The 14,027-nt window shown below is 64.5% G+C and carries 13 protein-coding genes; 3 read left to right on the top strand and 10 right to left on the bottom strand.

The genetic code is table 11. The annotated features are described in order from the left end of the window. Positions 1–15: 15 nt before the first annotated feature. Positions 16–1,500: an ABC transporter substrate-binding protein gene (locus CSC94_RS07185; protein ID WP_099305402.1), complete on the bottom strand. Its 1,485-nt coding sequence runs from the start codon at positions 1,498–1,500 to the stop codon at positions 16–18. A gap of 111 nt (positions 1,501–1,611) precedes the next feature. Next, positions 1,612–2,910: an acetylornithine deacetylase/succinyl-diaminopimelate desuccinylase family protein gene (locus CSC94_RS07180; protein ID WP_099305400.1), complete on the bottom strand. Its 1,299-nt coding sequence runs from the start codon at positions 2,908–2,910 to the stop codon at positions 1,612–1,614. A gap of 190 nt (positions 2,911–3,100) precedes the next feature. Between CSC94_RS07180 and CSC94_RS07175 the strand changes: the two genes are divergently transcribed. Continuing rightward, the gene (locus tag CSC94_RS07175) at positions 3,101–3,532 is read left to right on the top strand and encodes a L,D-transpeptidase (protein WP_099305968.1); all 432 of its coding nucleotides are present in this window, start codon (positions 3,101–3,103) and stop codon (positions 3,530–3,532) included. A 64-nt stretch (positions 3,533–3,596) separates the two neighbouring features. Here the strand turns inward: CSC94_RS07175 and CSC94_RS07170 are convergent, their stop codons facing one another. The 6 genes from CSC94_RS07170 to CSC94_RS07145 all read right to left on the bottom strand — a co-directional run bounded on the left by CSC94_RS07170 (position 3,597) and on the right by CSC94_RS07145 (position 9,980). Beyond that, positions 3,597–4,973, bottom strand: coding sequence for a cupin domain-containing protein (locus CSC94_RS07170; protein ID WP_099305398.1), 1,377 nt, complete (start codon positions 4,971–4,973; stop codon positions 3,597–3,599). A gap of 158 nt (positions 4,974–5,131) precedes the next feature. Further along, the gene (locus tag CSC94_RS07165) at positions 5,132–6,070 is read right to left on the bottom strand and encodes a lipid A biosynthesis lauroyl acyltransferase (protein ID WP_099305396.1); all 939 of its coding nucleotides are present in this window, start codon (positions 6,068–6,070) and stop codon (positions 5,132–5,134) included. A 19-nt stretch (positions 6,071–6,089) separates the two neighbouring features. Beyond that, a complete protein-coding gene (locus CSC94_RS07160; RefSeq protein ID WP_099305394.1) occupies positions 6,090–7,118 on the bottom strand; it encodes a zinc-binding dehydrogenase in 1,029 nt (342 codons plus the stop codon). A 121-nt stretch (positions 7,119–7,239) separates the two neighbouring features. Next, entirely contained in the window at positions 7,240–8,514 is a 1,275-nt protein-coding gene (locus CSC94_RS07155; protein WP_099305393.1) for a beta-ketoacyl-ACP synthase, read from the bottom strand. A gap of 12 nt (positions 8,515–8,526) precedes the next feature. Beyond that, positions 8,527–9,696: a beta-ketoacyl-ACP synthase gene (locus tag CSC94_RS07150; RefSeq protein WP_099305392.1), complete on the bottom strand. Its 1,170-nt coding sequence runs from the start codon at positions 9,694–9,696 to the stop codon at positions 8,527–8,529. Between the two features lie 2 nt (positions 9,697–9,698). Next, positions 9,699–9,980 (bottom strand): acyl carrier protein, encoded by a 282-nt coding sequence (locus CSC94_RS07145; protein ID WP_099305390.1) that lies wholly within the window; start codon positions 9,978–9,980, stop codon positions 9,699–9,701. A gap of 159 nt (positions 9,981–10,139) precedes the next feature. Between CSC94_RS07145 and CSC94_RS07140 the strand changes: the two genes are divergently transcribed. Both CSC94_RS07140 and CSC94_RS07135 read left to right on the top strand, forming a co-directional pair. Next, complete coding sequence (locus CSC94_RS07140; RefSeq protein WP_099305388.1) at positions 10,140–11,087, top strand: AEC family transporter; 948 nt, start codon at positions 10,140–10,142, stop codon at positions 11,085–11,087. A gap of 154 nt (positions 11,088–11,241) precedes the next feature. Continuing rightward, entirely contained in the window at positions 11,242–12,699 is a 1,458-nt protein-coding gene (locus CSC94_RS07135) for an NAD-dependent succinate-semialdehyde dehydrogenase (protein ID WP_099305386.1), read from the top strand. 4 nt (positions 12,700–12,703) lie between these two features. On the opposite strand, the gene CSC94_RS07130 is transcribed toward CSC94_RS07135, so the two are convergent. After that, positions 12,704–13,477, bottom strand: coding sequence for a hypothetical protein (locus CSC94_RS07130; RefSeq protein ID WP_099305384.1), 774 nt, complete (start codon positions 13,475–13,477; stop codon positions 12,704–12,706). A 36-nt stretch (positions 13,478–13,513) separates the two neighbouring features. Further along, positions 13,514–13,966 carry an Lrp/AsnC ligand binding domain-containing protein gene (locus CSC94_RS07125; protein ID WP_099305382.1) on the bottom strand — a complete coding sequence of 151 codons (453 nt, stop codon included), beginning with the start codon at positions 13,964–13,966 and terminating at the stop codon, positions 13,514–13,516. Between the last annotated feature and the right edge of the window lie 61 nt (positions 13,967–14,027).

The following is a 14,027-nucleotide window of genomic DNA, read 5'->3' as shown; positions in this document are numbered from 1 at the left end:
TCTCATGGCCGGATCTCAGTCGACCCAGTGGACCTTGGTCAGGTCATTGGCCTGGATCGGGGAGTTTTCCCAGAGGCCTTCGACCTTGGCATCCCAGACGCCGACCTTCGGCAGTTCGAACAGGAAGCCGTTCACGGCATCCTTGGCCAGGATGGTCTGGGCGGTCTTGAGCAGTTCGGACCGCTTGGCCGGATCGGCCGTCACGTCGAGGTCGGCGATGACCTTGTCGAACTCCGGATTGTCATAGTTGAAGTAGTAGTCCTTGCGGGCGTAGATGCCGATGTCGTTCGGCTCGGTATGGGAAACGATGGTCAGGTCGTAGTCCTTGCCCTTGAAGACCTGCTCCAGCCACTGCGCCCATTCCACCGGGATGATTTCCAGGTCGATGCCGATTTCCTTGAGCTCGGAGGCGATGATCTGGCCGCCATCGCGGGCATAGGCCGGAGGCGGCAGCTTGATCGTGGCCTTGAAGCCGTTCTCGAGCCCGGCTTCCTTCATCAGTTCCTTGGCCTTGGCAATGTCGTGCGGGTAGGTGCCTGTCAGGTCGATGTAATCCTTGTTGGCCGGCGAGAAATGCGAGCCGATCGGCACACCGTTGCCGCCAGCCGAAGCGCCGGCGATGATCGCCTTGCGGTCGAGCGTGTGGGCAATGGCCTGACGCACCTTGATGTTATCGAATGGCGGCTTCTTGTTGTTGGTGGCGAGGATGGTCTCGCCCTCGGTGGCGCCGATCACGACCTTGAAGCGGGGGTCGGCCTGGACCTGCGGCAGGGCATCGCCCGCAGGGAACTGCGGGAAGGCCTGCACATCGCCCGAAAGCAGGGCCGGCACGGCGGCCGCGGCATCCGGCACGATGCGGAATTCCGCCTTGTCGAGTGCGACCGCATCACCCCAGTAGTCGGGGTTCTTGACGATGGTGATGGACGAGCCCTTCGCCCAGTTCTCGAACTTGAACGGACCGGTGCCGACCGGCTTTTCCTTGTTGGTTCCGGCGGATTCCGGCGCCACCATGACCGCGTCGCCCCAGCCCATGTTGTAGAGGAAGGCGCCCTGCGGCTGCTTGAGCATGACCTTCACCGTCGCAGGGTCGACCACCTCGACGCTGTCAATGGCAGCGAAGAGACCCTTCTGGGCGTTGGTGGAATCATCGGCACGGGCGCGATCGAGAGAAAATTTCACGTCTTCCGCATCGAAGCCCGTGCCATCGTGGAACTTCACCCCGGTGTGAAGATGGAAGGTGTAGGTCTTGCCGTCCTCGGAGATGTCCCATTTCTCGGCGAGGGCGGGTTCCACCTGGCCGTTCGGCCCGATGCGCGTGAGGCCTTCGAACACGTTGGCGTAGACCACTTCGTCCACCGCGGCAGCGGCCGATGCAGTCGGGTCGAGATGCGGCGGCTCCAGGACGATGCCCAGAACGAGATCGCTGCGTGCGGCAAAGGCGGACACGCCGGTTGCCAGCACGAAAAGGCTTGCTGCCAGAATGGATTTCATCGGTTTCATCGAAGACCTCACCTGTTTCCCCTGTTTTTCCGCGGCCGTCAGGCGGCCCTGGCGCGAAGTTAATCAGCAATGGGCGTGATTGTCAGCAGGATTTCAATCCGCACGGGTCATTCATCCCGGCCGCTCGGACTGGCCGGCGAACAGCAGTCGAGCCAGGCCAAGCGCCATGACGGTCGCCGATTCGACCATGTCGTCGATGCCGACCCACTCGTCGGGCTTGTGGGCCAGGTCGAGAATGCCCGGACCATAGGCGATGGCATCGTGGAGATGGCCGATGCGGGCCATGTGCTTCTGGTCGTAGGTGCCAGGTGAAATGACGTAGTCGGGATCGCGGCCGAACACCTCGCGCACGGCTTCCGTCACCGCCTGCACCACCGGGGCGTCCTTTTCCGTCATCAGCGGCAGGACCTCCATGATGTCGCGGATCGAGAAGTCGAATTTCGGGCGTTCCCGCTTCAGCCTTTCCAGGATGGCGACAACCTCGCGCTTGACCTCGGCGATGTCCTCTTCCAGCAGGAACCGGCGATCGATGGTCAGGCGGCAACTGTCGGGGACATTTGGCGAGGGGAGGCCGCTGTAGTCGTCGGTCTGGCCGCCATGGATGGAATTGATGTTCAGGGTCGACCGTCGGGCGCCTTCCGGCACGACGGGCATGCGCGTCTGCTTGCGGTCGAGGGCGGGAAAGAGATCCTCCTCAAAGGCCGACAGCACGGCGCCCATGTGCCGGACCGCGCAATCGCCGAGGAACGGCATGGAACCGTGGGCGATCTCGCCCTTGGTCTCGATCTCCGCCCACCAGACGCCGCGATGGCCAAGGCAGATGCGATCCTTGTTGAGCGGTTCGGGAATGATGACGTGATCGACCCTCGGGCGGGAGAAGTAGCCCTTGCGGGCCAGATAGGCCACGCCGCCGAAGCCGCCGGACTCCTCGTCGACGGTGCCCGAGATCTCGATGGCGCCGGGAAATTCGGGGTAGAGGGCCAGGAAGGCATCGACCGCGACGATCGACGCGGCCAGTCCGCCCTTCATGTCGCAGGCGCCCCGGCCATAGACCCGGCCATCCTTGACCACGCCCTCGAACGGATCGACCGACCAGCCGTGGCCGGCTTCGACGACGTCGATGTGCGAGTTGAAATGGACGGTCGGCCCCGGCCGGCCGCCCTCGCGCCTGGCGACAACGTTCACCCGCGGATAGGCGTCGGTATCCCCGGGTTCCCCTTCGGCCCGGATATATTCGACGGCAAAGCCGCGGCGTTCCATTTCACGCCCGACAAACTCGGCGCAGGGCCGATAGGCCTCGCCAGGCGGGTTGACCGTGGGAAAGCGGATGAGGTCGCGCGTCAGATCGACCAGCACATCGCGCCGCTCGGCAACCAGATCGGCGATTCTTTTCTTGAACGGTTCTGTCATGGCGGGATTTGACGGCGGCGCCGGATTTTTTTCAAGCCCCGTCGTTCATCAACCTTCAATGGTAACCATGACGGCAAAATTGTAGCGCAAATGCGATACGTCACCCAATTGTGTAATGATCATCACAGCAATTTTGCGTATCGTTAGATAGGGTGAGAAAAGAAGATGATAGGTAAGAGGGTGTATGTCCATGCGTAAATTCGGTGCAGTCCTGGTCGCCACCGCCATGTTGATCATGGGGGGTGTGGCAACGTCTCTCGCTGCGAGCCTTGTTGCACATATCGACATCTCTTCGCAGACGATGACGGTCAAGAAGTACGGCACGGTTGTTGGCCGGTGGAAGGTTTCGACCGCGCGCTCCGGTTATTATACGCCGCGAGGAACCTACCGTCCCACGCGCATGCACAAGATGTGGTATTCGCGCAAATATCATAACTCGCCGATGCCGCACTCGATCTTCTTCCGCGGCGGCTATGCCATTCATGGAACCGGTGCCGTCAAGCGGTTGGGGCGTCCGGCGTCGCATGGTTGCGTACGCCTCGCGCCCGGGAATGCAGCCAAGCTGTTTTCCATGGCCAAGGAAGTGGGCCCGCGCAACGTGCGGATCGTGATCACCAACTGACCCGGAAAGAACTGCCGCCTCCTCTGCATGGAGGCGGTATAGTCCCGCGACGGGCGATGACGTCTCATACCTCTGCCATCCGGGAGAGGGACGTTGTGCGAATGCGGTCATCGTCCTCGAGGTATGCGCCGATCCGGCACTCGTAGAGCACGAGCGGTTCCGACCCGACATTGCGCAGGGTGTGAATGGCGCCCTGTGGGATGGTCAGATGGTCGCCGGCCACCATGCTCTCGACCCGGTTGTCGACAGTGGCGATCGCGTTGCCGGAACTGATCGACCAGGTTTCGCGCCGCCTGAAATGGCATTCCGGCGGCAGCACCATTCCCGGCGAGACCTCGAGCCTGAGAATGCGGATGCCATATTCCTCTTCCACGAGTTGTTCGGTCCCCCAGTTTCGCAGGTGCGAGCCTGGCGAACGGGCAAAGTCGCTCGATCCGGGCGACGGGTAGAAGCGGCTGGCTTCGGATTCCTGGCCCTTCGCGCAAATGAATATCCCCGCCGACCCTTGGATGATCCGGTGTTGCGGCAGGCCGGCGACGCCGATCCGAATGGGGGCGGCGCCGCTTTCCTCAGCGGGATCGATGTCTGCCCAGCCGCGAAGTGTCCGCATATGCTCTCCAAGCGTGTTCAGCACGACGCCGGAACGCTGCGACGCCATGATGTCGCCGACGCCGAAACCGGCGACGAGGGAAAGAAACCCGGGGTGCGGCCGGATGATCATGCCGGTCCGGTCGGCATGCTGAAGCGCGCTGATGGCCGACTTGAACAGCATGGGCGCGACGTGCTGGACCATTTCGATCAGGGTGTCGAGGCGGCAGACCACCGGTCCGGTGGGGATGTGCAGGTCGTTGGCGGCCATGGCCAGTTCGCGCGATTCGGCCGCGCTGGGAGGCAGGACGGATCGGGCTTCGTGAAGGCTCCCGCCAAGGAAGCTGCCTGTCACGTAGCCGATTCCGCGATCGCCCGGTCGCGCATGGCGGGTGTAGATCATGGCCATCCTGTTCCGGGGCAGCATGGCCGTTCCCCGCGCCAAGGCATCGACGGGCGAAAGGCCATCGTCCATCTCAAGGCTCGCCGGAAGGTAGGCGACGAGGGCGCGCCGCTTGCGCGCCGCGATCTCGAGGGCTGCCAGCACGGCCGCTGTGCCGTTGCGCGTGTCGGCAGGGACGGCGAGCACGTGGACGCCGCGTTCACGCCAGCTTGCCGTCTGTTCTGTAGCGGCGCGGACCGAGAGTTCGCCCACGACGAGGACCGGCGGGGAGAACCTCGGATCTTCGAGGAATTGTTCCAGGAGCCTCTCGACCGGTGACTGGGCCTTGCCGGAACGGCGGAAGCACCATGGCCGTTCCGGTGTCGACCGTGGCCAGAAGCCGGCGAGAGGGTGGGAGGCAATGATAACGGGAACGGGCCGCGGCGCGCCGACTTCGGTTGATCCGGACATTTGGAAAAACTCCAGGTTGTATATATGGATAAATACAACCAAAAGCAGTTTACATCCTGTTAATGCGGCCAGGGGTTGCTCACGGGAACGCGGCGCGGATTGCTATTGTAGCGGGTTGCCGGGCTGTTGCCTGCGGACCTGACAGCAAGGAATTTGCCCTAGCGCCGTGCCCGGGGGGAATTCTTCCAGCGCTTGTGAAACCACATCCACTGGCCGGGATCCTGCCTGATCCAGTCTTCCACGATGGAGGTCACCTGTTGCGTCACGCCATGGACGTCAACCCGGCCGGATGCGTCGCGTACCGGATCGATGGCGTCAAACAGGGTGAGGTGAAAGCGCCCGCCCGGGAGACGGACACAACGGGCGGGATGGATCGGACAATCGAACTGGCGCGCCAGCTTGCCCAGAAGGGGACTGGTCGATGCTTCGCGGCCGAAGAATTCGACGATCCTGCCACGGATGAAGAACTGGTCGACCAGCATGCCCGCCTTGCCACCGTTTTCCAGGACACGGGCAAGGGCGAAGGAAGCGCCGGCCCGCGAGGGAACGAGGGCTCCCATGGCCGTATGGCGGGCGGCCAGGAGCCGCTCGGCAAGGTAGGGGTTGTTGGGCGGACGAAACAGCGCGGTGACTTCGAGGCCATAGGTCATGGCCGCCACCGGGAGAAGCTCGAAATTGCCCATGTGCGCGGTGAAGAAAATCGCCGGTCTGTCCTTGTCCCGCAGCAGTTTCTCGAAGACCTCGGCGCCGTCGACGGTGACGCGGCCGCTCTCCGGGTGTGCGGGATCGTAGTCAAAGATATCGTCGAGGAAGACGTATTCGCCCATCAGACGGCCCATGTTGCCCCACATGTCGAGGGCAATCGCCTGGAGGTCTGCTTCGGTCTTTTCCGGGAAGGCGTGGCGCAGATTGTCGAGTGCCACCCTGTGGCGTCCGGACAGGGGGCCGAACCGGCGGGCGAGCCATTCCAGCGCGGCAAGCGAGCCTTCGGCCGGCAAGAGCTTGATGATCCAGAGCAGGCCAAGCGTCAGCCGGGCGACGATCCAGTATTCGACGAACTTCAGGCGGCGCAGGACGCGGTAGACGAACATCTTCATGGCGCGCGTCCGGCTCCGGTCACGCCACGCGCAGGATGATCTTGCCGAAGACGTCGCGCGTTTCCATGCGCTTGAGCGCCCGGTCGATGTCCTCGAAGCCGCATTCGGTGTCGATGACGGGGGCAACGAGGCCGCGGGCCATCTTCTCCATGGCATCGGCCATGTTCTCCATGCGGCAGCCGAAGGACCCGAATATCTTCAGTTGCTGCTGGAAGAGCTGCATCAGGTTCATCTGCGTGGAGACGCCTGACGTGGAGCCGCAGGTGACCAGCCGGCCACCGCGTTTCATGCACAGCATGGACCCGGCCCAGGTGTCGGCGCCGACATGCTCGAAAACCACATCCACACCCTTTTTCCTGGTCAGCTTGCGCACGACGCCCTCGAACCGGTCCTCACGGTAGTTGATCACGTGGTCGGCTCCCAGTGCCCGGGCCGGCTCGATCTTGGCGTCGGAACCGACGGTGGTGATGACCGTGCAGCCCATGCGCCGGGCCAGCTGGATGGCGGCCGTACCGATGCCTGACCCGCCGGCATGGACGAGGATCGTCTCGCCCGGCCGCAGTTTCGCATTGTCGAACAGCATGTGCTCGACCGTGCCGAAGGTGACGGGAGCGAGTGCTGCGCCGACATCGCTGACCCCGGGCGGGGCGGGAACGAGCAGGCGGGCGGGAATGTTCATCCGTTCCTGGGCAAAGCCGTCGAGATGGAAGCCATGCACGCCGCCGACGTGTTCGCAAAGGTTGTCGCGGCCCTCACGGCAATGGTGGCAATGGCCGCAGGTCCGGGCGCCGTAGACGGAGACCAACTGGCCTGGCAGGACGTTGGCGACACCGGGGCCGATGGCCTCGACTTCACCGGAGGCCTCGGCGCCGATCACAAGCGGCATCTTGCGCTTCGCAAAGGCCATGCCGCGCCATCCCCAGACGTCGATGTGGTTGAGCGCGACGACCTTGACGCGGATCGTGGCTTCACCGGGACCGGGCGGCGGCGGCGCGGGCAGGTCGACGATCTCCAGCTTGCGGTCTTCGACGAGTTGCAATGCGCGCATGGGTGACGTTCCTGCATGGCGCAGCCGGCGCGGCTGCGAGTTCCGTTTGCTGCCCGGCCATGGCGTGGCCCGCGGCCTCCTGCAAAGGGCAGCCGTGTCCAAACAGCGATGAGAGGGGCGTCTAGACCGGTTCGCGCGCCATGACAAGGCAGGTGTTCTGACCGCCGAAGCCAAAGGAGTTGGACAGGACGGATGCCACATCGCCCTTGCGCCCGGCATTCGGAACGCAATCGACTGGTATGGCCGGGTCCGGATTGTCGTAGTTGATCGTCGGCGGGAGGAAGCCTTGCTGCATGGTCAGGATGGAGAAGGCGGCCTCGATGGCGCCGGCGGCCGACAGCGTGTGGCCGATCATCGACTTGTTCGACGAGACCGGGATCGACTCCATGCGATCGGCAAACACCGTGGACAGGGCCAGGAATTCCATCTTGTCGTTTTCGGGCGTCGACGTGCCGTGCGCGTTGATGTAATCCACCGGCCGCTCGCCCATGCCCGCGTCGGCGAGGGCCGCGCGGACCGCGCCAATGGCCGGCGAAGCGTCGGGCTTGGAGCGGGTGCGATGGAAATCATCGGCCTTCTCGCCGCAGCCGCTGACAATACCCAGCACCCTCGCGCCGCGCGCCAACGCGCTTTCCAGCGATTCCAGCACCAGCGTCGCCGAACCTTCGGCCAGAACGAAACCGTCGCGATCCCTGGAGAACGGTTTGGAAGCCTTTTCCGGCTCGTCGTTCTGGATCGACAGGGCGGAGAGGAGCGAGAAACGGATCAGGGCTTCGGCGGTGGCCGATCCGTCGGAGCCGATAGCCAGCGCCCGGTCGGCCTCGCCACGGCGGATTGCCTCGACGCCGCACTGGATCGCGGTGGCACCGGATGCGCAGGCGGTGGAGAGCGTGACGGGCAGGCCGCGGGTGCCGAAACGGTCGGCCAGTCTTTCGGCGACCGTGCCGAACATGGCGCGCGAAAACAGGTCGGGGCGCTTGCCGGCGCGGGCGGCGGCCAGCATGCGCTGGTACGGGGTTCCCCCAGTGCCGCCGGCTGCGGCCAGTTCGAAGCGATGGCGCCACTCGGTTTCGACGGGCGGCGCGGCCAGGAACAGCGGTCCGCCGAAATCGTCTTCGGCCAGTCCGGCCTGGGCGATGGCTTCCCGGGCCGTGGTCTCGGCCATCTCGTGGGTCAGCGGGCCAGGGCCGTCACTGGACGAGGCGAGGAAATCTACCATGCCCGAAATGCGGGTCTTGAGATCGTTGGTCGGAAACCGCGTGATGGCCTTGATGCCGGAGCGGCCCGATGCCAGCGCCCGCCAGTTCTCGTCACGACCGACGCCGAGCGACGTGATGATGCCGATGCCGATCACGGCAACGACCGGACGACCGAGATGATCCGTGAATTTCGTCATTGCACGTTCCCCTCAGGCTTTCCGGACCGAAACCATGCCTTCGCCCGATATGAAGCCAATGGCTGTCGCGAGAATTTCCTCGACCGGGCCGTCGACAGCGGCTTCGTCATCACTGAACGGCAGGACCGCGATACCCGCTTCGATTGCCAGGGCCGCCAGGGCGATGGCGAAGGGAAACTGGGCTTCCTTGAAGTGGCCGGTCAGGCTGGAAAAGGCGCGAAGCGCCACGCCGGAAAGGGCCGATGCTTCCGCGGCCGTCACGTCCGGTACCCCGGATGCCGAGGATATGGCCAGACGCGCACCTGGCGCGGCGTCACGGGCCATGGCTGCGATGGCGGAAGCGAGGTCGTCTCGGTCGCGGCGTGTGCGGTCGGCCTTCACGTCGCCCAGAACGGCATAGATGCGGGCGCCGCGCTGTTCCGCATGCTCGCGGGATTCAAGCACCAGGAATGCGCCGCCAGATCCGGGGATGATCCCGCCGCCGTCGGTGCCGCCCCGGTTCCAGACCGGCGCCCAGGAGCCGTGATGGAGATAACCGCCCAGTTCGTAGGCGAGCAGCATGTCGGGATGTTCGCAATTGTAAGACCCGCCGACCAGCGCATGGGTGGACTGGCCGGCGCGAATGCGCGCCACCGCCGTGTCCACGGCCGATACGCCGGAGCCTTCCTCGCCCATAAAGGTGCGCGACGAACCGGTCACCTTGTGAACAATCGAGATGTTGCCGGCAAGCAGGTTGGACAATTGCGCCAGGAACAGGGTCGGCCGAAGTTCGGTCGTCAGCTTCTCGTTGAGAAGGACGTCGCGATCGTTCCGTTCCGCGGCCGCCTCGATGATCAGCGAATCGGCCGCCTCGTCGCGTTCACCGCCGCCGGCGGCGACAATCATGTCCATGGTCGCGCAGAGCTGCTCATCACCCTTCATGCCGGCATCGTCCAGCGCCAGCCCTGCGGCATAGGTACCGATGCGCTGCCAGGTTTCCATCTGGCGCTGGTCGCCCCGCTTCGGGATCTGCTGGCTCCAGTCGATCTCGGGCAGCGGATGCACCGTGTAGGGCGCGAAGGCTTCGGTCTCGAGCACTGCCGCCTGCGGGCCTGCCGAGAGGGCAGCGCGATGGGCGTCAACGCCCTCGCCGAGGCAGGAGACGATGCCGATTCCGGTGATGACGGCGTCGCGCGGGCTCATCGTCAGGCCGACTTGGCGGCCACCAGGGAATCGATCTTGGCGCAGAGGTTCTTCATGACGAAATACTCGTCGGTCGAGACCTTGCCGTCGTTGACTTCCTGGGTCCAGGTTTCGAGCGGAATCTTGATGCCGAATTCCTTGTCGATGGCAAAGACGATGTCGAGGAAGTCGAGGCTGTCGATGCCCAGATCATCGATCGTGTGGCTTTCCGGCGTGATCGTGTCGCGCTCGATCTCGCTCGTTTCGGCGATGATGTCGGCAACCTTGTCGAAAGTGGATGACACGGAAAAAGTCCTCTTGATGGATTCTCATTTCTTCGAGGCGTGGCATTAAACGGTTTTTTGCGCCGGGAAAAGGGCAAAGGCTGAAAACGCGGCCCGGAGACCGTTACACGCCGGGCATCGGTGCTTGCCAGCGCCCCCGTCGAGGGATACTCGCGGGGCATGACCGACTCCGCTGCGACCATCATCTTTGTCTTCGGCCTCGTGGGCCTGGGCTACCTCACGGCGCGTTTCGCCATCCTGAAAAAGGGAACGGGCGATGGCCTGGCGGATTTCGCGGTGACGATTGCGGCCCCCGTGCTGCTGTTCAGGACCATGGCGCGCGCCGATTTCTGCGGATCGGCGCCGTGGCTGCTCTGGGCGGTCTATTTCGGGGCCATTGCGCTGACGTGGACGGCCGGGCACGGCGCCATTCGCGGCCTGTTCGGACGCGACAGGCGGGCCGGCGTGGTCGCCGGCGTTTCGTCCGCCTTTTCCAATCTCGTGCTGCTCGGCATCCCGCTGACCCTCAGCCTGCTGGGTCAGACCGGGTTCGAGACGCTGTCGCTGATCATCGCCGTCCACCTGCCGATCATGATGTCGGCCTCGATCATCCTGTTCGAATGGGCGGACCGGGACGGGGCGGGCGTGGATTTTGCAAAGGTGGTCCGCGACTTCCTGCGCCGGCTGTTCTCCAACCCGCTGATTCTCGGCATCGTCGCCGGGCTTGCATGGCGGCTTACCGGGCTTGACCTGCCGGCGCCCCTGCCGCGCATGGTCGATGCGCTGGCCGGCGTGGCCGGCCCGGTCGCGCTTTTCGCCATGGGCATGTCGCTCAACGATTACGGCCTGGCCGGCAACCTGAGGGCTGCGGCCGTGCTGGCCGGGCTGAAGCTTTTCCTGATGCCGTCCGTCGCGCTGGGGCTCGCGCTCGCGGCCGGCCTTCCGGGCCCGGTCGCGGAAGTGGCGGTGATGGCGGCGGCGCTGCCCGCCGGCGTCAATTCCTACCTGATCGCCACGCGATTCGGCACCGGCCAGGCGCTGGCGGCGAGCGCCATGACGATCGGAACGGCGGTCGCGCTGGTTTCGGCGACTTTCTGGCACGCCGTGGTGCTGGGGATCTTCGGCTAGTGGCCGGCGGTATGCGTGCTTGCTTGATAGGCGCCCGGTTTCGCCGCAAGGTCGGGCACAAAAGGATCGATCGGGCCGGCGGATGCGTTGGCCGCCATACGAATTCGTTCTCATACGGCCTCCAGGCCGCCTTCAGTACCAGGGAGACCAGATCATGCTTCAGAAATCCAACTCGTTCCTGCGGGAAGCCAATTTCATCGGCGGCGCATGGGTTCAGGCCGACAGCGGCGCGATGATCGACGTGACCAATCCGGCGACCGGGCAGCGCATCGGCGGTGTTCCGAAAGCCGGTCAGGCGGAGACGCGCCGGGCCATCGAGGCGGCGGAAGAAGCCTTCAAGTCGTGGAAGAAGACCTCCGCGCTACATCGCTCGCAACTGCTGCGCAAGCTGCATGACGCGATCATGGACAACCAGGACGAACTGGCCGAACTGCTGACGATGGAGCAGGGCAAGCCGTTTGCCGAGGCCAAGGGCGAGGTAGGCATGTCGGCCGCCTACGTGCTCTGGTACGCGGAAGAAGGACGCCGCGTCTACGGTGACGTGGTGCCGTCGCCATGGGCCGACCGGCGCATCCTGGTAACCAAGGAGGCGACGGGCGTCATCGGTGCCATTACGCCTTGGAATTTCCCGTCGTCCATGCTGGCGCGCAAGATCGGCCCGGCACTCGCCGCGGGTTGCACGGCGGTGGTGAAGCCCGCCTCGCAGACGCCCTATTCGGGGATCGCCTGGGGTGTCCTGGCGAAGCAGGTCGGTTTTCCGAAGGGCGTCGTGAACGTCGTTACCGGTTCTGCGAGCGAGATCGGCCAGGAAATCTGCGAGAACCCGCTGATCAAGAAGATCACGTTTACCGGTTCGACAGACGTCGGCAAGATCCTGCTCAAGCAGGCTGCCTCGACCGTCAAGAAGGTGTCGATGGAACTGGGCGGCAATGCCCCGTTCCTGATCTTCGACGATGCCGACGTCGATCGCGCGGTGGAAGGCGCCATTGCCGCCAAGTACCGCAATTCCGGCCAGACCTGCGTGTGCACCAACCGGTTCTTCGTTCAGGACGGCATCTACGACCAGTTCGTGGAAAAGCTGACGGCGGCGACCGAGAAGCTCAAGGTCGGTCCGGGCCAGGACGAGGGCGTCAACCAGGGGCCGCTGATCGACATGGGCGCGGTCGAGAAGGTCGAGGAATTCATCGCCGATGCCGAGGCGAAGGGCGGCAAGGTGACGACCGGCGGCAAGCGCCACGCGCTCGGCGGCACGTTCTTCTGCCCGACGGTGATCGCCAATGCGACCACCGAGATGAAGTTCATGAAGGAGGAAATCTTCGGCCCCGTCGCTCCCGTCTACCGCTTCACGTCCGAGGATGAGGCCGTCGCCATGGCCAACGACACGGATTTCGGCCTGGCCTGTTATTTCTACACGCGTGACATGGGCCGCGCCTTCCGCGTGATGGAAGGGCTGAAATACGGGCTCGTCGGTGTCAACGAAGGCATCATCACCACGGTCGAAGCACCGTTTGGCGGGCTGAAGGAAAGCGGGCTCGGCAAGGAAGGCGGGCATCAGGGCATCGAGGATTACCTCGACACCAAGTACGTCTGCATCGGCGGCCTGGGCCTCTAGGCGGTCAGCCGGCAGCCAAGAGGGACAGCGTCGCGGCCAGCATGGCGAACGTGGCCGCGATGCGCCTGAACGTGGCGGCCATGGGTTCGCCCGGCTCGCCGGCGCGCATGCCCAGTGCGAGGAACAGCGGGAAGCCGCTGGCCAGGACGCCATAGAGCACGACGCCGGTGAAGTTGTCGAAATGCGCGGCGCTCAGCATGGTGTCGGGCACGACGGCGATGGCGGTCCGCCAGGAGCCGCCGAAACTGCCGGCCAGGCGGGCGTAGGCGGCGTAAATGCCGGCTGAAATGGCGGCAAACAGCAATGCCTTGACCGCCATGTCGATCAGGACGAAGGCGAAAAGCCTTGCCGGACCCGCCATGGCAATGCGTGCTGCAGCGAGGCCGAGCGCGGTATAGGACAGGTAGGTCACCACGAAGGCGATGATGGCCTGGCTGAGCACGAAACGGCTCAGGAACGCCCAGAGGCCTCCGCTGGCGCCCAGCGCGGTCAGGAAGAAGGGCAGGCTGGCGATGAAGGCAATGGCCGCGATGGCCGTCGACAGGACCGTGCCCACCGCCGCGGACTTGAGAAACTGCCGGAAGGATGTCCTGGGGCCGATCAGGCCGTTGATCAGTGCGAAGAGAACGGTTTCTGTCCGGCCGGCTGGACCGCCTCCGGTTCCTGGCAGGAGCTTCACCACCGGCGGCGTCAGTCGAAGAACGCCGAGGGCACCGTTGACCAGCCCGTAGACGGCAATTCCGCCGGCAGCAGCGGCCGCGAGGTTTGCTGGTGTCATGGATTCGCCTTGCCCGAGTTCATCGGCCGCAGGCTATCATCGCTCCTTCACCGCTTCCATGGCCACGAACGTCGAGGTCTTGGCCACATGCGGCAGGGCGGAAATCCTTTCGCCCAGGACGAGGCGATAGGCCGCGATATCGGTGGTGCGGACCTTGAGGAGATAGTCGAAGCTGCCGGCGATCATGTGGCATTGCTCGATTTCCGCGACGTTCTGGACCGCGCGGTTGAACGCGTCCAGCGCATGGCTGCGCGTGTCGGTGAGGGAGACCTGGACGAAAGCGATATGGCCCTGGCCCATGCGTTCGGCATCGACAAGCGCGACGTAGCCGCGGATGTAGCCGTCGTTTTCCAGCCGCTTCACGCGGGCCTGCACCGGCGTCTTTGAAAGGCCTGCGTGCTCGGCGAGCGCCGCCATGGAAATGCGGCCGTCGCGGGCCAGGATTTTCAGGATGGTCCGGTCGATACGGTCCAGTTGGTCCACGGTCATGGCTAACCCAGTTCAATTGAATTGAGAGTTGTTATTATTTTGGTCGTATCGACTATCATGC

Source organism: Zhengella mangrovi (genome assembly GCF_002727065.1).
Taxonomy (GTDB): Bacteria; Pseudomonadota; Alphaproteobacteria; order Rhizobiales; family Rhizobiaceae; genus Zhengella; species Zhengella mangrovi.
The sequence above is the reverse complement of the archived record's forward strand: the minus strand, read 5'-3'. Positions and strand labels throughout refer to the sequence as shown.

Excerpts from the sequence above, each read along its gene's own strand:
- CSC94_RS07185 (WP_099305402.1), bottom strand. The coding sequence starts at position 1,500 with ATGAAACCGATGAAATCCATTCTGGCAGCAAGCCTTTTCGTGCTGGCA.
- CSC94_RS07180 (WP_099305400.1), bottom strand. The coding sequence starts at position 2,910 with ATGACAGAACCGTTCAAGAAAAGAATCGCCGATCTGGTTGCCGAGCGG.
- CSC94_RS07175 (WP_099305968.1), top strand. The coding sequence starts at position 3,101 with ATGCGTAAATTCGGTGCAGTCCTGGTCGCCACCGCCATGTTGATCATG.
- CSC94_RS07170 (WP_099305398.1), bottom strand. The coding sequence starts at position 4,973 with ATGTCCGGATCAACCGAAGTCGGCGCGCCGCGGCCCGTTCCCGTTATC.
- CSC94_RS07165 (WP_099305396.1), bottom strand. The coding sequence starts at position 6,070 with ATGAAGATGTTCGTCTACCGCGTCCTGCGCCGCCTGAAGTTCGTCGAA.
- CSC94_RS07160 (WP_099305394.1), bottom strand. The coding sequence starts at position 7,118 with ATGCGCGCATTGCAACTCGTCGAAGACCGCAAGCTGGAGATCGTCGAC.
- CSC94_RS07155 (WP_099305393.1), bottom strand. The coding sequence starts at position 8,514 with ATGACGAAATTCACGGATCATCTCGGTCGTCCGGTCGTTGCCGTGATC.
- CSC94_RS07150 (WP_099305392.1), bottom strand. The coding sequence starts at position 9,696 with ATGAGCCCGCGCGACGCCGTCATCACCGGAATCGGCATCGTCTCCTGC.
- CSC94_RS07140 (WP_099305388.1), top strand. The coding sequence starts at position 10,140 with ATGACCGACTCCGCTGCGACCATCATCTTTGTCTTCGGCCTCGTGGGC.
- CSC94_RS07135 (WP_099305386.1), top strand. The coding sequence starts at position 11,242 with ATGCTTCAGAAATCCAACTCGTTCCTGCGGGAAGCCAATTTCATCGGC.
- CSC94_RS07130 (WP_099305384.1), bottom strand. The coding sequence starts at position 13,477 with ATGACACCAGCAAACCTCGCGGCCGCTGCTGCCGGCGGAATTGCCGTC.
- CSC94_RS07125 (WP_099305382.1), bottom strand. The coding sequence starts at position 13,966 with ATGACCGTGGACCAACTGGACCGTATCGACCGGACCATCCTGAAAATC.